The 21,928-nt window shown below is 37.1% G+C and carries 21 protein-coding genes and 1 riboswitch; of the genes, 19 read left to right on the top strand and 2 right to left on the bottom strand.

Features of this window, described 5'->3' with window-relative positions; genetic code table 11:
• Positions 1-81: 81 nt before the first annotated feature.
• On the bottom strand, positions 82-948 hold the full coding sequence (locus tag NSA57_RS02785) for a damage-control phosphatase ARMT1 family protein (RefSeq protein ID WP_257464066.1): 867 nt from the start codon (positions 946-948) through the stop codon (positions 82-84).
• A 412-nt stretch (positions 949-1,360) separates the two neighbouring features.
• Positions 1,361-1,732 (bottom strand): hypothetical protein, encoded by a 372-nt coding sequence (locus NSA57_RS02780; protein ID WP_147598358.1) that lies wholly within the window; start codon positions 1,730-1,732, stop codon positions 1,361-1,363.
• A 390-nt stretch (positions 1,733-2,122) separates the two neighbouring features.
• A riboswitch (Fluoride riboswitch) is annotated at positions 2,123-2,200 on the top strand.
• 43 nt (positions 2,201-2,243) lie between these two features.
• On the opposite strand from NSA57_RS02780, the gene NSA57_RS02775 reads away from it, so the two are divergent.
• The 19 genes from NSA57_RS02775 (at position 2,244) to NSA57_RS02690 (ending at position 21,485) form a co-directional block, all read left to right on the top strand.
• Positions 2,244-3,419 (top strand): cation:proton antiporter, encoded by a 1,176-nt coding sequence (locus tag NSA57_RS02775; RefSeq protein ID WP_257463936.1) that lies wholly within the window; start codon positions 2,244-2,246, stop codon positions 3,417-3,419.
• A gap of 483 nt (positions 3,420-3,902) precedes the next feature.
• Positions 3,903-5,528, top strand: a complete 1,626-nt coding sequence (locus NSA57_RS02770; protein WP_257463935.1) for a response regulator — start codon at positions 3,903-3,905, stop codon at positions 5,526-5,528.
• Positions 5,529-5,540: 12 nt separating this feature from the next.
• Positions 5,541-6,569 (top strand): sensor histidine kinase, encoded by a 1,029-nt coding sequence (locus tag NSA57_RS02765; RefSeq protein WP_257463934.1) that lies wholly within the window; start codon positions 5,541-5,543, stop codon positions 6,567-6,569.
• Positions 6,538-7,962: an ATP-binding cassette domain-containing protein gene (locus NSA57_RS02760; protein ID WP_257463933.1), complete on the top strand. Its 1,425-nt coding sequence runs from the start codon at positions 6,538-6,540 to the stop codon at positions 7,960-7,962. Before NSA57_RS02765 ends, NSA57_RS02760 begins: the two co-directional genes overlap by 32 nt.
• A gap of 140 nt (positions 7,963-8,102) precedes the next feature.
• Positions 8,103-9,071 (top strand): substrate-binding domain-containing protein, encoded by a 969-nt coding sequence (locus NSA57_RS02755; RefSeq protein WP_257464065.1) that lies wholly within the window; start codon positions 8,103-8,105, stop codon positions 9,069-9,071.
• A 102-nt stretch (positions 9,072-9,173) separates the two neighbouring features.
• Entirely contained in the window at positions 9,174-10,661 is a 1,488-nt protein-coding gene (locus NSA57_RS02750) for a sugar ABC transporter ATP-binding protein (RefSeq protein ID WP_257463932.1), read from the top strand.
• Positions 10,662-10,674: 13 nt separating this feature from the next.
• Positions 10,675-11,682, top strand: a complete 1,008-nt coding sequence (locus NSA57_RS02745) for an ABC transporter permease (protein ID WP_257463931.1) — start codon at positions 10,675-10,677, stop codon at positions 11,680-11,682.
• Between the two features lie 13 nt (positions 11,683-11,695).
• Positions 11,696-12,586, top strand: coding sequence for a sugar phosphate isomerase/epimerase family protein (locus tag NSA57_RS02740; RefSeq protein WP_257463930.1), 891 nt, complete (start codon positions 11,696-11,698; stop codon positions 12,584-12,586).
• Positions 12,587-12,598: 12 nt separating this feature from the next.
• Positions 12,599-13,162, top strand: coding sequence for an SIS domain-containing protein (locus NSA57_RS02735; RefSeq protein ID WP_257463929.1), 564 nt, complete (start codon positions 12,599-12,601; stop codon positions 13,160-13,162).
• A gap of 26 nt (positions 13,163-13,188) precedes the next feature.
• Positions 13,189-14,943 carry a dihydroxyacetone kinase subunit DhaL gene (gene dhaL / locus NSA57_RS02730; RefSeq protein ID WP_257463928.1) on the top strand — a complete coding sequence of 585 codons (1,755 nt, stop codon included), beginning with the start codon at positions 13,189-13,191 and terminating at the stop codon, positions 14,941-14,943.
• 63 nt (positions 14,944-15,006) lie between these two features.
• Positions 15,007-15,450, top strand: a complete 444-nt coding sequence (locus NSA57_RS02725) for an RpiB/LacA/LacB family sugar-phosphate isomerase (RefSeq protein WP_257464064.1) — start codon at positions 15,007-15,009, stop codon at positions 15,448-15,450.
• Between the two features lie 30 nt (positions 15,451-15,480).
• Positions 15,481-16,263, top strand: coding sequence for a triose-phosphate isomerase (gene tpiA / locus NSA57_RS02720; protein WP_257463927.1), 783 nt, complete (start codon positions 15,481-15,483; stop codon positions 16,261-16,263).
• A gap of 319 nt (positions 16,264-16,582) precedes the next feature.
• The gene (locus NSA57_RS02715; protein WP_306814018.1) at positions 16,583-16,798 is read left to right on the top strand and encodes a hypothetical protein; all 216 of its coding nucleotides are present in this window, start codon (positions 16,583-16,585) and stop codon (positions 16,796-16,798) included.
• Positions 16,780-16,851 carry a hypothetical protein gene (locus tag NSA57_RS19900; protein ID WP_390427221.1) on the top strand — a complete coding sequence of 24 codons (72 nt, stop codon included), beginning with the start codon at positions 16,780-16,782 and terminating at the stop codon, positions 16,849-16,851. Before NSA57_RS02715 ends, NSA57_RS19900 begins: the two co-directional genes overlap by 19 nt.
• 225 nt (positions 16,852-17,076) lie before the next feature.
• A complete protein-coding gene (locus NSA57_RS02710) occupies positions 17,077-17,514 on the top strand; it encodes a PBECR2 nuclease fold domain-containing protein (RefSeq protein ID WP_257463926.1) in 438 nt (145 codons plus the stop codon).
• Positions 17,515-17,796: 282 nt separating this feature from the next.
• Positions 17,797-18,267: an ABC transporter substrate-binding protein gene (locus NSA57_RS02705; RefSeq protein ID WP_330671285.1), complete on the top strand. Its 471-nt coding sequence runs from the start codon at positions 17,797-17,799 to the stop codon at positions 18,265-18,267.
• Between the two features lie 146 nt (positions 18,268-18,413).
• Positions 18,414-19,004 carry a hypothetical protein gene (locus tag NSA57_RS02700; protein ID WP_257463925.1) on the top strand — a complete coding sequence of 197 codons (591 nt, stop codon included), beginning with the start codon at positions 18,414-18,416 and terminating at the stop codon, positions 19,002-19,004.
• The gene (locus tag NSA57_RS02695; protein ID WP_257463924.1) at positions 18,935-20,203 is read left to right on the top strand and encodes a DNA primase family protein; all 1,269 of its coding nucleotides are present in this window, start codon (positions 18,935-18,937) and stop codon (positions 20,201-20,203) included. Before NSA57_RS02700 ends, NSA57_RS02695 begins: the two co-directional genes overlap by 70 nt.
• 247 nt (positions 20,204-20,450) lie before the next feature.
• Positions 20,451-21,485, top strand: a complete 1,035-nt coding sequence (locus NSA57_RS02690; protein WP_257463923.1) for a helix-turn-helix domain-containing protein — start codon at positions 20,451-20,453, stop codon at positions 21,483-21,485.
• The last annotated feature ends 443 nt before the right edge of the window (positions 21,486-21,928 follow it).

The following is a 21,928-nucleotide window of genomic DNA, read 5'->3' as shown; positions in this document are numbered from 1 at the left end:
ATGTACCAGAGAAGAATCCTACAAATATTTCAGAGGTTTGTTGACAGATTGACGAAAAGAACAGAAAGATCAGTCATTTTGCTACACCATTTCCATCTGTATTCTGCGTTCGTTCAGGAACATTCCCTGAAGCGCTTTTGCGTGGAAGCGTCTCTGGAACAGGTCGCATTTGCAGAGAAACAGATAGTAGACATTCAGGCCGCAGTCGTTCATGGTTTCAAAATTACCCTGGCCTTTTGCAAGAATCACATCTGCCTGTTCCAGAAGCGTCCGGGCTTCATTGCTGAGTCCAGGGAACCAGGTTCCGCCTACGTTGCTTCCGTTTCCAGTTACTTTTACAATATCAGTAAGTCCGATTTCTTCAGCATCTTCCATGGTTGCATCATTGACAACAGGATATCCCCGTACAATGACGGTAATATTCAGCTGGGGATATTTTTCTTTCAAAATTTTAACGGCAAGTTTATCAAGAACAATTTCTCCGCAGTTATCAGTAAGATAAACAAGAGTTTTAGCTGTGGAGAGATCTTTTTGGAAGTTGGCGTATTCCGTCTGGCTCAGAGGTTCCTGATTTTCATTTTCCAGAAGCTTAAGCATTGTTTCCTGACTTACATTTTCCAAAGCTGCAAAATCAATATAGTTTCCAATGCGGGCATAGAGAAGCGCTGTTTCCAGAGGGTCTGCGGAAGTACGGATTTTTTCCTCAACAGAAGCTTCCACATTCAGCATAAGCTGGTTGAATTCTTTTTTTATTTCCGTGTAATCTTCAGCAGGACAATTCCAGAATTCGCTGTAGAGCCTTTTGACCTCAACAGAAAGGCTGGGAGAGCAGTCCTGTTCTTTGGCACTGGAAAGAATTGACATGACCTTTTTCATATATTCGGTTTTCTTATCCATGTCTGGAAATTTCCGGATTTTTTCTTCCTGTTTATTTACTGCACAGCACATGCAATAGGGATTTAATTTCATTTGTAGTCCTTTCCGCCCGGATTCAGGGGCCAGTTTGATAAAAATATTATAGGACACAGGGAGAAACCGGGCAAGAGGGAGATGGTGAATTTCATAAAAGCTTACAGGGAGGAACTGAATAAGAAGCTTCAGAGAGACAGCTTTATAAGAATTTACAGAAAGACAAATGAATAAGAAACTATAGTGAGATGACGCTGCAATATTTATAAGAATCTACGGAAAGACAATGGAATCATAATCCACAGACAGAAAGCATTCTATGAGTATCCAGTGTGACAGACACAGAAGCTACATGATGCAGAAACAGCTCAGGAATCACCTGGGAAAACAGATGCTCCCGGGCAATTCTTTCCTGTATATTCGGTGGTGGTTAAATAACAGGCATGATAATTCAGGCTTTTATACTGCGCCTGCGTTGATACCGGGCCAGAAGATCTTCTTCCCTGAAATCTCCCGGATTATCGGAAACGTCACTGTGATACAGGATCCAGTCACTTACATTCTCCATAAACCAGCCTTGTTTTTTGAGAGAATTTATGATCTGACAAAAGCTGCCATGTGTCTGACCGGTCTCGTTATCACAGTAGACCAGGGCATTGGTTTCATCGGAAATTCTCTGGAATCTCATACGGGAAAAGGCATTGTTCAGTGTGGAATAAATACTTTCCGAATTATATTTCTGTTCCGTTTCTATTTTATGATTATCCATACGAATCAGCATTTTCAGCATAACATCGCCTCCTGTTGTAGTTGATTTCAGCAAAGAAAAATCTCCTGTTTTGCGCAAAACGGGATGTTATGATGTCTGCAGAGGATCAAGCATGATTACCTTTACTGCCTGTAAAAAGTATAGCATCTAAAGAAGGGGACAACAAGAAAAATCGTTCGACAAATTCTTTGATTTTATGCAGTTTCAGGGAAATTGAACTTCTGTTTTGCCACTATACGGCCTGCGTTATTTACGGTTTGGAGCTGCCGTTGTACCCGGAATATTCAGAATTGCTTCTTTTCCGATTACTTTAATAAGGCAAAGATATGGTTTACGCTGCTTACAGAAATCAGGAAAAGTCAGTGATTTTATTATTTATGAATCAATTATTGTTGCCTTAAAAGAATGGTTGGATTATAATATACAAGACAGACAATTTATCATATTTTATCGGGGAATGAATGTCTCCCTAAGTAGTTCACACTTAAACCGCTTATAAAAGCTGATGACTTCTGCAATAAATATAAGGCAGAGGTGTCGGCTTTTTGTTATTGAGGAGGAATTTATGTTATTAAGTATTTCATTAATTTTACTGGTTGGTATGTCCATGAGCTGGATATACCGGAAAATAAAACTTCCGGGTTTACTGGGAATGCTGGTTACCGGTATTGTTCTTGGCCCATACATGCTTGATTTGTTAGACGAAAGTATCCTGGGCATATCGTCAGAATTACGGAAAATTGCCCTGATCATTATTCTGACCAGAGCGGGCCTGGGGCTTGATCTGTCAGGGCTGAAAAAAATCGGAAGACCGGCAGTGCTGATGTGTTTTGTTCCTGCAAGTCTGGAAATCCTTGGAATGATACTGCTGGCCCCAAAGCTTATGGGGCTGACTGTTCTGGAGGCAGCCATTATGGGGGCTGTACTGGCGGCAGTTTCTCCTGCAGTTGTTGTACCGAGAATGGTTAAGCTTATGGATGAGGGATATGGTGTAAACAAAGGAATCCCACAGCTGATTCTGGCAGGCGCATCTGTGGATGATGTGTATGTGATTGTTTTGTTTTCAACCTTTACAGGAATGATGCAGGGTGAAAGCGCTTCCGTGACAAGCTTTCTTAACGTTCCGGTTTCTATATTTCTGGGGGGTGTGCTTGGACTGCTGCTCGGTACCTTTTTTGCGTACTATTTTAAAAAAGTACACCTTAGGGATACAGCTAAAGTACTTATCATATTAAGTGTTTCTTTCCTTCTTGTAGTGATAGAAGACCATCTCAATACACCAATTACATTTTCAGCGCTGATCGCAATTATGTTTATTGGAATCGGACTGCAGAAGAAGAGAGAAGCTGTTGCGAAAAGACTTTCTGTTAAATATGGAAAACTTTGGGTAGGGGCAGAAGTATTTTTATTTGTTTTGGTCGGCGCTACTGTAAATATTGAATATTTTGGGAAAGTGGGTGTTCAGGCACTTGCAGTAATCCTGGGAGCACTGGTATTCAGAATGCTTGGTGTGTTTATATGTTTGCCTGGAACAGACCTTACAGGCCGGGAGAAAATGTTCTGTATGCTGGCCTACACGCCAAAGGCTACGGTTCAGGCTGCCATTGGCGGAATCCCCCTTTCCCTTGGATTTGCCTGTGGTGATATGGTGCTGACAGTGGCAGTGCTGGCGATTGTACTGACAGCGCCGCTTGGGGCGCTTGCAATAGATTCGTTGTATAAAAAATGGCTGGTAATATAAAGTTGTCTGGTACGAATGTAGAAGGTTTTGTATACGAACTGACGCATTTATATAAATACTGTACAGATTAGAAATGATAGTGTATCAGGGTATGATGGAGAGTGATGGAATTTATCGACGGTATATTAAAGAAAAAAAGAAGTTGTTTTAGGAGAAAAGGTTTGGAAAATAGAAAGATTATCTAATTGTTTTATGAAATATATTATACATAAATGACAAATACATAATTTGGCATAATAGAATCCGCAATCTGCGTATACAAAGAAATTTTAAGGTTTATATGTGTATTCTGCAGAGTCAAAACAACGAGGATTTTGTGTACTTTTTCAAATTCACTTATTTACAGTATATTATCTTATTATACTGGCTATTTTGTTGAAATACTAAATAATATTAAAAACAAAATAAATTTTGAATATAAATCTGTTATATTTTTATTTACAAAATAATGATATAATCATATAAATAAAAGCGGAAATAATTATGAGAAAGGAAGATAAGTATTTGATGAAAAAGTATCAAGTTTTAATTATAGATGACGAAATCAGAATTGCTCTTTTAATAAAAAAGCTAATTCATTGGAATGAAATTGGATTAGAATGTATGGATGTAGTTGATAATGGTGAAATAGCGTTAAAAAAAATCAGGGAAGGAAAGTATCCCGATATTGTTATTACAGATATTAGGATGCCTAAAATTGATGGCCTGGAATTTATTTCTATGACCCAAAATATTGGATGTGATATAAAGTTTATTGTTATCAGTGGATATAAAGAATTTGAATATGCACATAGAGCTATGCAGTATGGTGTGGAGAATTATTTGCTGAAACCAGTGAATGAAAAAGAATTAAATAAGGATTTAAAAAAAATAGTGGATGAATTAAATATACAGTGGAAAGCGGAAAAGGAACAGAAGGTGCTTCAGGAAGTTGTCACAGAAAGTCGCCATATCATAAAAAGAGAGTTTTTAAAAAATATAATTGAGACAGATATATCAACGGAACCGGCGGATTCTACTGTATCTCTTCAGGGAGAAATATATAGAGGAATAGATATTAAATTAGACTATATAGACTATTCCCAAAAGGATGATAAGCAAGATATACTTATGGTGACGAAAATAGAAGAAATCGTGGAACAGATATTAGAAAATGTGGTAGAAGAAGTATTGATATGTAAAAAAGAAAATCTTCATATTTACTGTCTGTTTAATTATGATGTTAGTAATCGGAAAAAGATAAAAGAGTGTATAAATAGAATATTATCAGATATACAGGAACAACTTTTGGGATTTGAGCAGTATGAAGTGACAATAGGGGTGGGAACAGAAAGATCAGAATTTGGAGAAATCAGATTTTCAATTAAAGAAGCAAACCGGGCAATAGGAAATCGTATCAAAGAGGGTGTAGGAAGATTGATCTATTCGGAATCGATAGAGTCAGATACGCAATTAGATAGAGAATACTTATCTCCATTGGAAAAAAATAATATAAAAAAGTGTCTGGAAAGTTATTCTGTAGAAATGTTGGAAATGTTGATTAATACTATGTATAGAGAATATCTTACAGATGAAAAAAAAGATTTTTCAGAATGCTATTTAAAGGCAAAAGATGTGGTAGATTATTTTTTTGATCAATTTGATATGAAACAGAATGAGATTAAAAAGATTCGAAAAGATATACAGGAAGGGTGTCAACATTGTTATACATTAGGTAAACTAAAAAAATATTTACAACAGAATTTAGGAGATTTTTTGAAAGAGAGTTGTGAATCTATTAAGGAAGAGGCTGCCAAACCAATTCGACAGGCCAGAAAATATATAGAAGAGCATTATGCAGAAAAGATTGTTTTGGAGGATATTGCAAAGCTTGTAAATTTGAATCCAGTTTATTTTAGTGTGCTTTTTAAAAAAGAGTGTGGTATCAATATCAGTACATATTTAATGGATGTAAGGATGGAAAAAGCAAAAGAGTTTTTGCAAAATTCTAATGATACAATAGCTGCAATTGGAGAAAAGGTTGGATATAAAGATACAAGATATTTTAGTCAGACATTTGCAAAATATGTGGGAATCAAACCAATGCTGTATCGAAAACTTCATTCGTAGGAGAAAGTAAATATGGAATACATGAAAAAAGCGAAGAAAATTGTATGGCTTATTTTTGGAGGATGGTTAATAACAATTTTATGTCTGATCAGGTCAGGGTGTCCAAAGGAAATTGTTATACTGATATTTGCATTGGAAATGATAGCGTTGGCATATGTTTGGTTGGAATTAATTAAACCGCTGGATATGTTTGAAAAATACATCAAGGAATGTCTGGAGGGGGAATTAGGAGAGTCAAAAATAAAAAATATTCCTTTGAATATTCCATTTTTGTATCAGATTACTCAGCTTATGGAGAAGTATGCTGTGTTAAGAACAAAAAAAAATACGGCTCAGATTTTTGATAAACAAACAGAGCTTACTGCATTGCAAAGTCAGATTAATCCCCATTTTTTATATAATACACTGGAGTGTATAAGAGGTCAGGCATTACTGGATGATAATATAGAAATTGCAAAAATGGTAGAGGCTTTATCGTCATTTTTTCGATACAGTATTAGCAAAAAGGGAAATCTTGTTACTTTACGGGATGAACTTGCAAATACTGAAAACTATATGTTAATTCAACGCTACAGGTTTAACAATCGTTTTTCTATGGAAATTATTATAGATGAAGAAGATGAAGTAGCTTATGATTTTTTAGTACCGCGGCTTATTATCCAGCCTGTGATAGAAAATGCAATTTTTCATGGATTGGAAGAAAGAATGGAAGGTGGAATTGTATCTATTGAAGTGATTGTGACAGATTTAGATATGATTATTACAATTTCAGATAATGGAAAGGGAATAGATTGTGCAGAACTGGAAGAATTGAATAACAGAATGAATGCCAATGATATGGAATTGGAGGATAAAAATAATCAGATTAATACAGGAATTGCGCTTCCCAATATAAACAGGAGAATCCGTTTGCTGTTCGGAGAAGAATATGGTGTAAATGTATATAGTACATTAGGGAAAGGTACAGATGTAGAGATTATTATTCCAGCTAATTATAAAAGAGAGGAACATGAAAATGAGGAAAGAGCTTTTGAAAATTAATGACCTAAATTATATTCATTCTCAGGAAGGTAAACTGGAAAACATATCCTTATTTATTCTGGCAGGAGAATGTGTTGGCTTTTTAGGTCTATCCTATTCAGGAAAAGATCTTTTAGTGAAATTGTTATCTGGAAATACACAAAGAGAGTTTTCTAATCATATACATATTGCGGGAAGCGATAAAACATATCAGCAGGACAAATTTGAAAAAAATATTTATAAAATTTGTCCTGCTAATTATTTGATAGGAGACTGGACTGTTGCAGAATATTTATGCTTGGTGGAATCAAAAAAAAGCCGATTATATCTGCGAAAAACTGAGTTAGAAAATGAGGCAGAAATGTACCTGAAACAATTAAATCTGCAAATACAGGTTACGAAGAAATTAAAACAGCTTTCAGAGATAGAAAAGAGAATTGTAGATTTTGCCAAAGCCTGCTATAGAGGAGCAAAAATTGTGATCATAGAGGATGAGTTCGAGGGGATGAGCTATGATGAGATACGAATGTTTGCTCAGATCATACATAGATTGGTTAAAGAAAGAATTGGAGTGATTGTAAACAGTCATTCTAATTTTGTTTTAACAACTTTATCAGATAAATACATTATATTTAACGAAGGACGGATTGTAAAAAAGTGCAAAAACACAAATAATGACAGTGAAGATGAGTTAAACCAGTTTTTACATGAAGGACAGATAGAGGAAGAAACAGAAAAAAGTTTCTGCTTTAAGAAGCAATCAGAATCGAATGACTTGTGGTACTGTGTAAAAAATCTGGAATTAATAGAGGGAGAAACTGTAGAGATTAATTTAAAAAAAGGAGAAATTATTACAATCGTTTCTCATAATAAGGTACAAAAAGATAAAATATTCAAGGCATTGTCAGGAAGAGAAAAGATAGGAAATATACTTTATATTATTAATGGGAAAACATATAGTAAGATAGATTATAGTAAATTATCAGAAGAAAGAATTGTGTCGGTAAAGGTTCTGGGTAGTTTAGACGAGATGTTTCAAAGAATGTCTGTAGAGGAAAATTTATTATTGCCGTCATTAAAAAAAATTTCCGCATTTGATTATATAGGTTTCTCAAAAAGGATTCGCGATATTTTTATGTCGGAAATGAAACAGGATACAACTCAAAAGGGATTGGGGATAAAGGAATTAAAAATTAATGAATTAGTAGAACTTACTTTAGCACGCTGGTATATTTTTAATCCCAAAGTAATAGTATTGCTTGAGCCATTTGGTTTATGCGATATAAATGGAGTTGCAATTGTCCGAAAATATTTGAAAAAGTTTTCTTCTAAGGGTACGGCTGTAATTGTAATAGCTGCCCGTACGGAATATATGGAAGATATATCTGATAGAATTATAGACATGAATTTTTAACTATTTATTAAATGAAATTCTTAAGAATATCACACCTATTCTAAATTTTCTCGCATTGATAAGCGATTAATCCGAAATTATAATATAAACATCTTAAATCAAACAGAGAAAAATACAAAATAAGGAGGAAAAGATTGAAAATGAAAAAAAGAATGATGGTAACATTATTATCGGCAGCAATGGTAGCCGGAGCAGTTGTACCGACTGTTACATGTATGGCTGCAGAAAAAGCAGAGGATATGACATTTGTTGTTATTCCTAAATGTGTTCATGCATGGTTTGATGAAGTAAATAAAGGTGCCCAGAAACAGGCAGATCTCCTTTCAGCACAGCTTGGTGTAGAAGTAAAGGTAGATTATCGTGCACCAGAATCAGCAGAGGTTTCTGAACAGAATTCAACACTTGAGCAGGCAGCAGCTACAAATCCTTCTGCCATTTTACTTGATCCTGTTGATTATGACGGAAGTGCAGATATTATTAAAGAGATTCAGGAAAGAGATATTCCGGTCATTCTTTTTGATGCACCGTCGCCGGAAGGAAGTGGGCTTACATCCGTAGGCAATGATTTTTCAGAGCAGGCAACGATTGCAGTTGAGATGCTTGTTGAGAAAATGGGAACCAAAGGAAAAGTTGCAGTAATGCAGGGAGCTCCGACTGCTCCGAACCATGCAGAAAGATATCAGGCACATTTGGATGCTTTGGCGAAATATCCGGACATTGAAGTGATTGATGGCGGAATTGACAATGATAATGTTGAGACTGCACAGTCTCAGGCAGCAGCAGTATTGGCTGCGAATCCAGATCTTACAGGATATTTAAACTGTGACGCATGTGGTGCAGGTGTAGCTCTTGCAATAGAAGAAAAAGGTATGCAGGAGCAGGTGACATTTGTTGCGATGGACAACCTGATTGAAATTTTAGACTATGTAAAGAGTGGTACAATTACTGCTACTTCTTCTACTTTACCACAGGAGCAGGGAATGTATGCAATTCTTATGGCATATCAGGCCACACAGGGAATGCCTCTTCCGGCAACAGTAGATACTGGAATCGGACGTATTACAGTAGATAACGTTGATGAGTGGATTGAAATTGTAAGTGGAAAGTAAACAGTACAATAGTAAATTTTTTAAGTGAGTATTTTGGTGAGGGCTTGTGACTGGATTAATTCAAGTTGCTCGCCCTCACCTTTTCATATGAGGAGCATAAAAATGAATATATTAGAGGCAAAAAATATTACCAAAATGTTCCCTGGAGTTATAGCTCTGGATTCTGTTGATATTGCTTTTGAATTAGGAGAGATTCATGCAATCATAGGTGAGAATGGAGCTGGAAAAAGTACTTTGATTAAATGTCTGACTGGGGTTTATGAACCGGAAGAAGGAGAAATATTGATTGGTGGAAAAAATGCAATGAAAAATAAAAATCTTTTCAATAAAATTGCATATGTACCACAGGAAATTGACTTATTTGGATATATGTCAGTTGCAGAAAACTTGTTTATTCCGTATGAAAAATCAGGAATTAAGGGAACGGTAAATCAGAAAGAGTTGGAAGAAAGGGCAATTTCTGTTTTGGAAAAATTTTCGATTCCAGTAAAACCAGGAGATTTGGTAAAAGATATTTCTATTTCTTCACAGCAACTTCTTCAAATTGCAAGGGCAACTGTCCATGAGGATTATGAGGTTCTTATGTTGGATGAACCAACAACCAGTTTAACAAGCAAGGATACAGAAATCCTGTTTGATATTGTAAAAAAAATCAAAAAAGAAAATAAGGCGATTATTTTTATTTCCCATAAACTGGAAGAGATATTTCAATTGGCAGATGTTATTACAGTATTTCGCAATGGTAAGAAGGTTGCTTACTCAGAACTTAAAGATGTTGACAACAATTGGGTTATTCGACAGATGACAGGTAGAGAGCTTGACCAGAATGAATATTTTTATTCCGAAAAAATTTCGGATGAGGTATTGCTGGAGGTAAATAATCTTACAGGAGAATATTTCACAGATGTAAGTTTCAGCTTGAGAAAAGGTGAAATTTTAGGTTTTTCAGGACTGGTTGGAGCTGGGCGAAGTGAACTTATGCAGGCTATTTTCGGATATCTTCCAGTATATGAAGGAAGTGTAAAATTTAGCGGGACTGAATGGAAACTGGGAGATACAAATTATTCTGTTAAAAATGGATTTATTTATCTTCCTGAAGAACGTAAAAAACAGGGGATTTTACCAGAATTATCCATAAGGGATAATATTTCTGTTGCAGTGCTTGATGAATTGAAACAGGGAATCAGCATTTCAGCAAAAAAAGAAGACCAATTAGCGAAAAAGGTAATTGATACATATGAAGTAAAAACACCTGGAACAGATAAAAAAATACAGTTTTTATCTGGTGGTAATCAACAGAAAGTTATTATTGGACGTGCAATGGCATGTAAGCCAAAATTATTAGTATTTGATGAGCCAACGAAAGGAATTGATGTTGGAACAAAAACAGAGATATACCGGTTGATGAAAAAGCTTGCGGAAGAGGAACAGATAGGAATTATTATGATCTCATCTGAAATGGAGGAAATAAAGAAATGTTCCAATAGAATTATTGCAATGTATGAAGGCAAAATATCCGGCGAATTTGATGCAACAGCAGATAAGCAATCTATTCTTGGTTCTATTATTGGCATGAATTCTGTAGAATAAAGGAGTTTTGATCATGGGCAGAGAAAGTGAAAAGCAAAAAACAGGAAATGCATTTATTGCGGCATTAAAAAAGAGCAATATGACAGCGATGGCAATGATATTAATAATAATGATTATCATTGCAAGTATTGTTTCTCCATACTTTTTGAATATTTATAATTTACAGTCTGTTTTAAGAGATCTGGCATTTGTCGGAATGATTGGTATAGGGCAGTCCTTGTTGCTGCTAGTAGGTGAACTGGATTTATCCGTTGGCAAAATTGCCTGCTTAAGTGGAATACTTACAGGCATGTTGATGGTAAATGTAGGCTTAAATCCATGGCTGTGCTTGGCTCTGGGATTGGTATTTGGTTTGATATTCGGACTTATCAATGGTCTTATCATTACAAGACTCAGATTAAATTCAATGGTTGCAACAATCGGTATGCAGGGGGTATATGGAGGTATCAATCTGGTAATTACAAAAGGAAAAGCAGTCACAGGAATACCTCAGGATACACAGTTTCTTGGAAAAAAATCTGTCGGACCGATTCCCATTCCATTTATTATTTGTATAGTAGTCCTTCTGGTTGTTCTGTTCATAGTAAAGAAAACAAAAACAGGCAGATATATTTATGCGATTGGAAATAGTAAAGAGGCAGCTAAAATTCTTGGAATAAAAGTTGACCGTATTCGAGTTATGATCTATTCCTTTGTAGGATTGATTTCAGCTATGGCAGGTCTGTTATATGTATGTCGTCTTGGATCTGCTCAGACTGCAATTGGTGAAGACTGGCCAATGAATTCTATTGCAGCATCTGTTATTGGCGGTGTTTCTCTTACCGGAGGTGTGGGAAATCCGGCAGGAGCATTAATTGGTGCAGCAGTAATTACGGTTATTCAGAATATTATTGTTCTGTTTGGCGTCAATTCTTACTGGCAGTCAGCCGTCAGCGGTATTGTAGTAGTACTGGCAATTTCTTTTAGCTCTATTTCTGATATTGTACGTGAAAACCGACAGAAGAGAATCAAACTGAATTAGGGAGGGATGCTAAATGAAATTAGGATTAAACTTATCTTTTGCAGTAAAAAGATGGATAGAACCGGAAAGACTTGCAAAGCTGATAAAAGATGACTTTGGTGTAGAACACATTCAGTTTACTTGGGACCTGATTGATCCCTGGTGGCCGGAGAAGCAGCGAAAGATTATGGCACAGGAGTATAAAACAGCATTTGAAAATGCTGGTATAACAGTGGATGCTACATTTGGAGGGCTGGCTTCTTATACTTATGCACATTTACTGGCGCCATCTAAAAGACAGAGAGAGATTGCGTTTTCGTTTTTTAAAAGAGCAATTGATCTTACAATAGAGTTGGGGGCAGATGTTATGGGGACACCTGTAGGAGGGCTGTCCTATGATGATGCCAGAAATCCTGAAAGAAGAGAAGAGCTTTACAAAGAGATGCTGCAGTACATAAGAAAACTTGCTGAATATGGAAAAACCAGAGGCTTGAAGGAAATCCACATAGAAGCAACACCTTTAATAACAGAATTTCCTCATAGCCCACAGGTATCTGTACAGATGATGAAAGATCTGGAAGGAACGGAAATTCCGGTAAAACTTCTTATAGATTGGGGACATGCATTATATAAACCGTTGTTAAAAGAGGAGGCAGATATTCATCTGTGGTTCCAGCAGTGTGCTCCATATATTGGATCGCTCCATTTGCAACAGACAGACGGATTATTAGACAGACACTGGGATTTTACTCATAAGGAAGGAATCATCACTCCGGAATTGATTAGGGATGCAGTGCACAGGGCAAATCTGGAAAATATTACACAGTATCTGGAGGTTGTAACAATTTTTGAAGAAGATGACGATACGGTATATAAAGGAATGAAGAAAACAATGGAGTATCTTCACAGGGAGTTAGAGTGTTAAAAGGAGAGGTAAATGGATTACAGAGAAACATATCAAAAAATTCTTGAAGAATACAGGGAGGTTTTTGAACGCCTGGATCAGAAAAACATGAGAGATTTTATAGATGAAGTAAAGAATCATGATCGTATTTTTCTGATTGGTGTAGGTCGTGAAGGCATGGCAACGAAAGCTTTTGCTATGCGTCTGATGCATATGGGGAAAGATGTTCACTGGATCTGGGATGATACCACTCCTTCCATAAAGCCTGGTGATCTTTTGATTGCTACATTGGGAGACGGAAAGATCGGACATATTGATTATGTTTGCAGACGCGCTAAAGAAGCGGGGGCATTTATCTATGTTGTGACAGGATCTCCAAGTGGAGAAACGGCAAAAACAGTAGCGGATAAAGTATTCTTTGTTCCGGCAGCAGTGTACAGAGGAACGGATGATGTAGTACCTTCCTTTCAGCCAATGGGAAATTTATTTGAACAGTGCTTGCTAATTCTGTTTGATATTATCATCATGACAATGGTAGATGAGATGCCGGGGCTTTCGTTTGAAAAAATGTCTGCCAATCATCGCAATATTGAGTAGGTATTAGAAACCTGGAGGATGTATAAATGGGGATAAAAAAAATATTAAATAAAGACGTATCGAATGTTGTAGAAGAGAGTTTGACTGGTTATTTAACTGCTTACAGAAAATATTATAAAAAAATAGAAGATTATAATGCGTTTTATTATAAAAAGCACAGACAGAATAAGGTTGCACTTGTAATAGGTGGTGGGAGCGGGCACGAACCTCTGTTTACGGGATATTGCGGAGCTGGTCTGGCAGATGCTGTTGCATGTGGAAATGTGTGTGCATCCCCCAATCCTGAATTGATTACAGAAGCTGCAAAGGCTGTAGATCAGGGGAAAGGTGTACTCTTTGTATATGGAAATTATGCGGGCGACAACCTGAATTTTGACATGGCAGAGGAAATGTGTCAGGCAAACGGAATGAAGACGGCACACGTTCGAGAATGGGATGATTTTGCTTCAGCGCCCAAAGACAGAATTACGGATCGCAGAGGTATTGCAGGGGACGTTTATACAATCAAAATTGCCGGTGCGGCATGCGATGCAGGACTCAGCCTAGAGGAGGTAGTGAGGATTACTGAAAAAGCCAGAGATAATACAAATACTATAGGTCTGGCAACCTCACCGGGAACTCTTCCCGGAAACGACAAACCTACCTTTGAAATTTCAGATGACGAAATGGAATTTGGAATGGGGCTTCATGGAGAACCAGGAATTGAACGTACCAAAATGATGCCGTGTTCTGATATGGTTGATCGTATGTACAGAGAATTAAAATTGGAAATGCAACTGAAAGCGGGGGATGAGGTTGCAGTTCTGGTAAACGGGCTTGGCTCCACTCCTTTATTAGAATTAAACCTTGTATATTATGAATTGTACAAACGGATACATAAAGAAGGTCTTAAAGTATACGATGCAGAAATAAAGACTTATTGTACCTGTATGGAAATGGGAGGGTTTTCTATTACATTCTTAAAGATGGATGATGAGCTAAAGCCATATTATGATGCGCCGTGCTTTTCTCCTTATTATGCTAAAGGCTCTGTAGCATCAGTAACGGTAGATACAAATGAGGATGAGCAAGAGATTGAATTTGATGAAACGGATGTAGAGCCGACTACTGTTGTAAGAAGTAAAGAGGGAGTTCTTGAGCAGTTAAGCGTAAAAGATGCCAGAAATATGCTGTTGTATGTTGCGGATAAGATTATAGCAAATAAACCGTATCTGACAGAAGTGGACAGTGCGATTGGCGACGGCGATCATGGAATCGGCATGGCAGGCGGCATGCAGAAGGCGAAGAAAAAGCTTCTCAGGATGGAAGATGAACGAAATGTATATCAGATATTTGAAACTGCAGGACAGGCCATGTTAATGTCTATGGGTGGAGCTTCTGGTGTCATTTTTGGAAGTTTATATCTTGCAGGTGCAAAAGGAATGGAGGCAAAAGAGATTCTTACGGCCCAGGATATTGCAAAGATGGAAGAAAAGAGTCTGATTGCTATTCAGAAACGTGGAGGAGCCAGGTTGGGAGATAAGACCATGGTAGACGCACTTGCTCCAGCTGTAGAGGCGTTAAAAGAACATGCGGGAGAAGGTCTTTTGGAAATGATGAAAGCAGCAGAATATGCAGCGAAGCAGGGTGTTGAAAATACGAAACAGTATATTGCAAAATATGGTCGTGCGAAATCACTTTTAGAACGGGCTATTGGTTATCAGGATGCTGGAGCAACTTCTGTATATCTAATTTTCCAGGGAATGAGAGAATTCATAGAAGGCAGTATGGAAAATAATTAAATAAAGATATCTGTAGACATTTAACTGGATATTTTACCGGAAAGAAACGGAGGGGAAAATATGATGAAGATAGCAATAGGATGTGATCCGAATGCACAGAAAGAAAAAGAAGAGATAATTGAGTATATTGAAAAAAAGGGTTATGGTGAAGTTACCGATTTTGGGAGTGAAGATGTTATCTATGCTCATGTTGCAGTAAAGGTGGGAGAAGCAATTGCAGCCGGAAAGTATGACAGAGGAATCTTAATTTGTGGAACCGGAATTGGAATGTCTATTTCTGCCAATAAGGTAAAAGGTATCAGTGCAGCTCTGATAACAGATGTTTATTCAGCTGAACGGGCTCGTTTGAGTAATGATGCAAATGTTGCATGTATTGGAGCTTTCACAACCGGATGCAAAACAAGAGAAAAACTGATAGATGCATTTTTAGGAAATGAATTTGTAGAAGGATGTGCTTCCCAGCCCAAGGTAAACGCATTCAGAGAGTATGATATGAATCGAAAGTGATTCTGAAAGCGGATATGAAAGGAAAGGGATATGAAGAAATTATATTTTGGAAGTAATCTGAAAATGTATAAAAATAGAAAAGATACTGTTTCATATCTTCAGGAATTAGCAGAACTGACTAAGGATATCAGCAGAGAAGAGTTTCATTTATTTATCATTCCTTCATACACATCTTTAGAGGCTGCGTCAGAACAAATTGACAGAAACCTTATTCAGATTGGAGCACAAAATATGTGTTGGGAAGAGCAGGGACAGTTTACCGGGGAAATTTCACCACTCATGCTTAAAGAAATGAATCTGGATCTGGTTATGATTGGTCATTCTGAAAGGAGACATGTTTTCAGAGAGACAGATATCGAAGAAAATAAGAAAGTTCTTGCAGCATTGAAGCATGATTTCCAGACATTGTTATGTGTTGGTGAAACTCTGGAGGAAAAGGAGTATGGAATAAGCAAGGAGGTTCTTCGTAAACAGCTGATTGTAGGTTTCCATAATGTTTCTCCTGTATATGCAAAAAAGATATGGGTTGCGTATGAGCCGGTATGGTCGATTGGAGTTAATGGTATTCCTGCTTCTCCGGATTACGCAGAAGAGATGCACAAAGTAATCAAAGAATGTTTGTATGAGTTGTTTGGAGAAAACAGCAATGAAATTCCTGTTTTATATGGAGGAAGTGTAAATGCAAGCAACGCAAATGAACTGATTACAAAAGAGTCAGTAGACGGACTTTTTATAGGAAGAGCGGCATGGGATGCTGAGAAATTCAATTCATTAATTCGTGATGTCAGAAGGAATTATAATAATCAGGAATAAATTTAGTTGAGATGGGCTGAATATAAAATATGTTATTAGTTACATTGGGCAGAGCCGAGTTTTGAGGTTCTGCCCTTACTTGTATTATATGCAGATTCCAGGTAGGTCAAGCAGGACTGGTTTACTTAACTCTGATGGAGCTCTGTTACTTACAGTACAGATAGTCTTTTTTATGAAAATTTTTAGCAGGCAGTCATTTGAGAAAAATATAGTTTTCGATTCTGAATGCTGTTTTTCCGGTGTCTGATTTTTTATTCTCTCATCACCTTTTCCCCTTTCCTTCATAAGATAAGGAGAAGGAAAAAGGAGTATCGCAAATATGAAAATCAAAAAAAGAGTGGCAGCGGCAGCCCTTGCCGTCCTTCTGGCGGTGCCTGCCCTGCCAGCTGCTGTTATGGCAGAGAAGAAAGGTGATAAAAAAGATCTGACAAAGGTGACTTTAAATGAGGTTGCCCATTCTAGTTTTACGCGCCTCAGTATGTTGCCATTGAGAAGGGCTATTTTGCAGACCAGGGGCTGGAGGTGGAGCTGGTAACAGGTTTTGGAGCAGATAAGGTTCTGACAGCTGTAATCTCAGGAGTAATCTGAAAGGAAAAAAGTACTTGGAGGATGAAAAGCGGCGTACATATATTAATGTAAATTTAGAGAGTATTGTGATTTTATGTAACCGGCTGGACGGAATGAATAGTGCAAACAATTCGGTTTCCACTTGTACATAGTGAAATGCCTGTGTTACAATAACAAAATAAACTGGTTGTACAAAAGAGTGCAATCACAAACCAAGAAAAGTTATTGGTAGAAGGGAGAACCGATATGAAGTATAATCAGGTTCGTAGGGGAGATGGTAGTATCGTCAATGAGGAAAAAGTTATAATTCACAGTCTTGGGCGATTAGATTGGAATATTTATGATTGTATTTCCAGTAATCATATAACCGATGAGGTAATTATTACAGAAGAACAAATGATGCACATTCGTGAAAGGCATCCGGAAGCATACACAGATACGATGCATTATGTAAGAGAAATATTAGATGATCCGGATTACATTTTCAGGGACAAGCGTCCCAATACTGGTTTGGTTGTGAAAAAAATTTTTAATGATGAAGAAAGTTCTCTTTTGGTACTTAAAATCATAACTTCTGACGATAATAAGGATTACAAAAATTCGGTGCTTACCAGTTGGAAAATAACTGAAAAAAGATTGAACAACTATTTGCGTAACAAGGATATTATTTACAAAAAAGCATAGTTGGGTTATAATATGTATAGAATAAGATAGTAAAGAGATTATTTGAGGTGGTAAATTTCGTTGCAACCACGCACCCTATGGGTTAAAAGAGATGCAGGAGCCGCGACGCCTGCCAAATAATCTCTTTCAGCTATAAATTATGAATGCTCTGTTCTGAATGGATAGAGCTTTTTATTTTGCAATGAATCGAATCGTTTTCTGGTGGCTGATTTTTTATTCTCTCATCACCTTTTCCCCTTTCCTTTCATAAAATAAGGAGAAGGAAAAAGGAGTATCGCAAATATGAAAATCAAAAAAAGATTGACAGCGGCAGCCCTTGCCGTCCTTCTGGCGGTGACTGCTCTGCCTGCTGCTGTTATGGCAGAGGAGAAAGATGATAAAAAACAACTGACAAAGGTGACTTTAAATGAGGTTGCCCATTCTATTTTTTATGCGCCTCAGTACGTTGCCATTGAAAAGGGGTATTTTGCAGACCAGGGTCTGGATGTGGAACTGGTGACTGGTTTTGGAGCGGATAAGGTTCTGACAGCTTTGATCTCCGGGGAAGCGGATATTGGATTTATGGGAGCGGAGGCCTCTATTTACGCGTATCAGGAGGGAGCCACAGATCCGGCAGTGAACTTTGCCCAGCTGACTCAGCGTGCAGGAAATTTCCTGGTGGCAAGAGAAGAGATGCCGGATTTTCAGTGGAGTGATCTGAAGGGCAAGAAAGTGCTTGGGGGACGAAAAGGTGTCGTACACAAATCAATGTAAATCTTGAGTCTATCGTTATCATATGTAACTGGATTGATGGTCTGACAAAGGCAAAAGCCTTATATTCAGCCATCATATAAATAAAATATTTATCGAAAGGCGGTCCTTGATTGGAGCGTCTTTTTTTACGTTAGGAGGGATTTACATTGAATAAAAGTTTTTTAGAACACTATATGGAAACCAAACCAGAAACCACAGAACAAAAATATCTATTTCTTGTAGATAATCTGGATATTGCATATGCACTTATCTATGCCGGATATCCTGCTATTTTTCTTATAAACGGATCAGATGCTTACCATTCTTCAAACAGTTTTATCGAATACATGGATGATATTGCCTGTACCGGAACTTATCAGATGGATTACGTTTATGTTCCAGCCTGTTCCAGTAAAAAAATAAATGATTTACTGGAGGTGTATTGTCAAAATAATTACCTAAACTATCGCAAGGGATGGATTTTATTCAAAGAGAAAGAATACCTTGCAAAATCAGAGTATTTACCTGAGTTAAAAGCAGTTATATCGGATTTTATAAAACGCTTCGAAGGAAAACCATCAGACCAACCGGACTTAAATAAATTTCATAGATTCAACGAACAGGGAAAGCGAATCGGTGTATTTGATATGGAAATTGTAGACTATCTAATACAGACGGTTCCTTTTTTATGCTCGGAAGTACTCCTTATATCTATAAAAACGGCTGTTACCATGAAGATCGTAATGGCATACAGTTAAAATCTCACATTCAGAAGCTGATATTTCGTGATTGTATCAAAGCAACTACAATCCAGGGCATTTACAATCTGCTGGTATCACAGCCACAGGTGCAGAAACACTTTTCTGACCTGAACAATCAGCCTCCCCATTGGGTAAATTTTCAAAATGGATATTTTGATGTGGTGGAATGGAAATTGATTGAACACGATACCAAATACCTGATGATTAATCAAATACCATTTTCCTTTCATCCGGAACAAGTGGAAACTGCCCTCGCAAATGTAGCACAGATTCGTAAGTATCTGGATTTTTCTATCCCTAACGAAACTGACCAGCAGATGTTCTGGCAGTACCTTGGATACTGTATGACTACAGATACTCGTTTTCAGAAATTTCTGATGATAAAGGGTAAAGGTGGAACTGGAAAATCCATTGCCATTTCCTTTATTCAGCACATCATTGGAACCGGCAATTATTCCAGTATGTCACTCCAGAATCTGAATCAACGATTTTATCCAACCGGATTATTCGGCAAGTTGTTAAACGCCTGTGCTGATATTCCAAGTACAGCTATGGAAAGCGTAGATATCATCAAGAAAGCGGTTGGGGAAGATACGCTTCTTTATGAAAAGAAAGGACAAGACCCAACACAGTTTAACAGCTATGCAAAGCTGTTATTCTCAGCAAATGAAATGCCTTTGAATCTGGATGATAAAACAAACGCCTACTACCAACGTCTGCTTGTTCTAGATATCAACCGTACAATTCCAGAAGAACAAAAGGATTCTCAGCTAAAAGAAAAGATGTGCCAGGAATCTGATTATGCCATTCACATGGCAATGCTGGCGTTGAAACAGTTATATGCAGATAATCATTTCGCTGAAAGTGATCATAGCAAAGAATGTATCGCTAATCTTTATCGTTCAGCTGACAGCGTGAAAGCTTTTACTGATGATATGCTCTGCCATAAAGGCGGAGAAAAAATGAAACGCAGTGATGTGTATAAAATGTATGAAGAATACTGCGAAGACAATGGACGAACACCACATGGGAAGTCTCGATTCTGGGAATATATGGCTGACAAAGGATTTGTGATCAAACGATTCTCTGACGGAGTGTATTATTTTAAAGATACTTCGGTAAAAGAATCCGATTTTGAAACGATAGACGATACAATAACGAATCCATTTGAACAGATGGATTTGGCTTTATCGTAAATGACAGAAATGATAAAAATGGCAAAATGCAAGTGGATATTCTTGAACATAGAGAGTGATGAAAAGTTTGTTGATATAACAGGATATCATTTTTGTCATTTTGTCATTATACGTTTGGGGTATTGAATATTAGTTAAATTTATTTCTTTTTAATCAACATCTGCTCAATTGTTGATTTCATCTTAATTTGTTATGATTGAACTATAGACAGCGGCCGATGTTAATAAATCAAAGGAGGCTTTAAATCATGCAGATAGGAAAAACCATCCGAAAATATAGAAAAGAAAAAGGTATGACACAAGAAGAAATGGCAAATCGTTTAGGTGTAACAACTCCTGCCGTGAATAAATGGGAGAATGAAAACTCTTATCCAGACATCACATTGCTTGCGCCAATCGCACGACTTCTGGGAATATCCCTTGATACTCTTCTTTCGTTTCAGGAAAATCTGACAAAAGAAGAAATCGCTTCGATTGTTATGGAAGCAGATCAGAAACTGAAAACGGAAACTTATGATGAAGTTTTCTGTTGGGCAAAATCCATCATCGAATCCTATCCAAATTGCTTAATGTTAATTTGGCAGCTGGCAACCATTCTGGATGCACAGCGTTTGATAAAAGATATTCCAAATGCCATGGATTATGATGACTATATCCTAAACTGTTATAAGCGTGCATTGGAAAGTGATGAAGAATCCCTTCGCACCAGTGCTGCCGATTCTCTCTTTGGGTATTATTCTCGAAACGAACAATACGAAACAGCAGAACAATATTTGCAGTATTATTCTACTCAAAATCTACAGCGCAAATTAAAACAAGGTATTATTTACAGCAAAACAAACCGAACAGATGATGCTTACAAACTTTATGAAGAAATCTTGTTTTCTGAATATGGGATTCTAAGTATGACTTTAAACAGTTTATACATGCTCTACTTAGAAGAACAAAATTTTGATAAAGCACATTTCTTTACAGACAAGCAGGAAGAACTGGCAAAATTATTTGAAATGGGTAAATACCATGAAATATCCTGTAGACTGGATCTTGCAACTGCTGAAAAGGATATTGATACTATATTAGATACCATGGAAGTCATGCTTACTACACTGGATGATATCACCAGTTTTTCAACCTCCCCATTGTATGAACACATGGATTTCAAAAAATCAAACAGCACATTTTTAGAGCAACTAAAACAAGAGTTATTGAATTGCTTCCAAGATAAAGAAACCTACGGATTTCTTGAAGGAAATGAACGCTGGCATAAAATAATACAAAAATAACCAACGAAACTTTATAACTGAATATGACCAATCAGGTCAGATGAAGCAGCCGATGCATTTTGAGCGAAAAGCCAATGCATCGGCTTTTCTTATGCCTAATTATTCGGTGAATGATTTGGCATAAACCGAAGGAACGAAATGAAATCTCAATTGTGATGGAATTGGTTCTTTCGGAGCAGGTGTACAGAGGAATGCAATTTCTTTGTGCATGGGTACAGGGAATGCAATATCCCTGTGCAGGTCAAGGGCAGCCGCCTTGCCCAGTTCAGTGGCGCCTCGCCACTTAGTACTGGGCATTACTTGACGCTAAAAGCAGCAAGGAATCAGCTTCGCTGTCTAAATCCCTTTCAGGGAAATTTTCAAAGAATGGAGCTTCCTGTATAATAAAAAATGTGGATGTTGAAAATTGAAAATACCTCAGAGTACAATAAGACTACTGACTG

It is taken from the genome of Blautia caecimuris, from assembly GCF_024622975.1.
Taxonomy (GTDB): domain Bacteria; phylum Bacillota; class Clostridia; order Lachnospirales; family Lachnospiraceae; genus Blautia_A; species Blautia_A caecimuris.
This window is presented reverse-complemented; position numbering and strand designations above follow the sequence as displayed.

Coding starts and splice junctions, on each gene's coding strand:
- NSA57_RS02785 (WP_257464066.1), bottom strand. CDS start 948: ATGTGCTGTGCAGTAAATAAACAGGAAGAAAAAATCCGGAAATTTCCA.
- NSA57_RS02775 (WP_257463936.1), top strand. CDS start 2,244: ATGTTATTAAGTATTTCATTAATTTTACTGGTTGGTATGTCCATGAGC.
- NSA57_RS02770 (WP_257463935.1), top strand. CDS start 3,903: ATGAGAAAGGAAGATAAGTATTTGATGAAAAAGTATCAAGTTTTAATT.
- NSA57_RS02765 (WP_257463934.1), top strand. CDS start 5,541: ATGGAATACATGAAAAAAGCGAAGAAAATTGTATGGCTTATTTTTGGA.
- NSA57_RS02760 (WP_257463933.1), top strand. CDS start 6,538: ATGAAAATGAGGAAAGAGCTTTTGAAAATTAATGACCTAAATTATATT.
- NSA57_RS02755 (WP_257464065.1), top strand. CDS start 8,103: ATGAAAAAAAGAATGATGGTAACATTATTATCGGCAGCAATGGTAGCC.
- NSA57_RS02750 (WP_257463932.1), top strand. CDS start 9,174: ATGAATATATTAGAGGCAAAAAATATTACCAAAATGTTCCCTGGAGTT.
- NSA57_RS02745 (WP_257463931.1), top strand. CDS start 10,675: ATGGGCAGAGAAAGTGAAAAGCAAAAAACAGGAAATGCATTTATTGCG.
- NSA57_RS02740 (WP_257463930.1), top strand. CDS start 11,696: ATGAAATTAGGATTAAACTTATCTTTTGCAGTAAAAAGATGGATAGAA.
- NSA57_RS02735 (WP_257463929.1), top strand. CDS start 12,599: ATGGATTACAGAGAAACATATCAAAAAATTCTTGAAGAATACAGGGAG.
- dhaL (WP_257463928.1), top strand. CDS start 13,189: ATGGGGATAAAAAAAATATTAAATAAAGACGTATCGAATGTTGTAGAA.
- NSA57_RS02725 (WP_257464064.1), top strand. CDS start 15,007: ATGAAGATAGCAATAGGATGTGATCCGAATGCACAGAAAGAAAAAGAA.
- tpiA (WP_257463927.1), top strand. CDS start 15,481: ATGAAGAAATTATATTTTGGAAGTAATCTGAAAATGTATAAAAATAGA.
- NSA57_RS02715 (WP_306814018.1), top strand. CDS start 16,583: ATGAAAATCAAAAAAAGAGTGGCAGCGGCAGCCCTTGCCGTCCTTCTG.
- NSA57_RS02710 (WP_257463926.1), top strand. CDS start 17,077: ATGAAGTATAATCAGGTTCGTAGGGGAGATGGTAGTATCGTCAATGAG.
- NSA57_RS02705 (WP_330671285.1), top strand. CDS start 17,797: ATGAAAATCAAAAAAAGATTGACAGCGGCAGCCCTTGCCGTCCTTCTG.
- NSA57_RS02695 (WP_257463924.1), top strand. CDS start 18,935: ATGCTCGGAAGTACTCCTTATATCTATAAAAACGGCTGTTACCATGAA.
- NSA57_RS02690 (WP_257463923.1), top strand. CDS start 20,451: ATGCAGATAGGAAAAACCATCCGAAAATATAGAAAAGAAAAAGGTATG.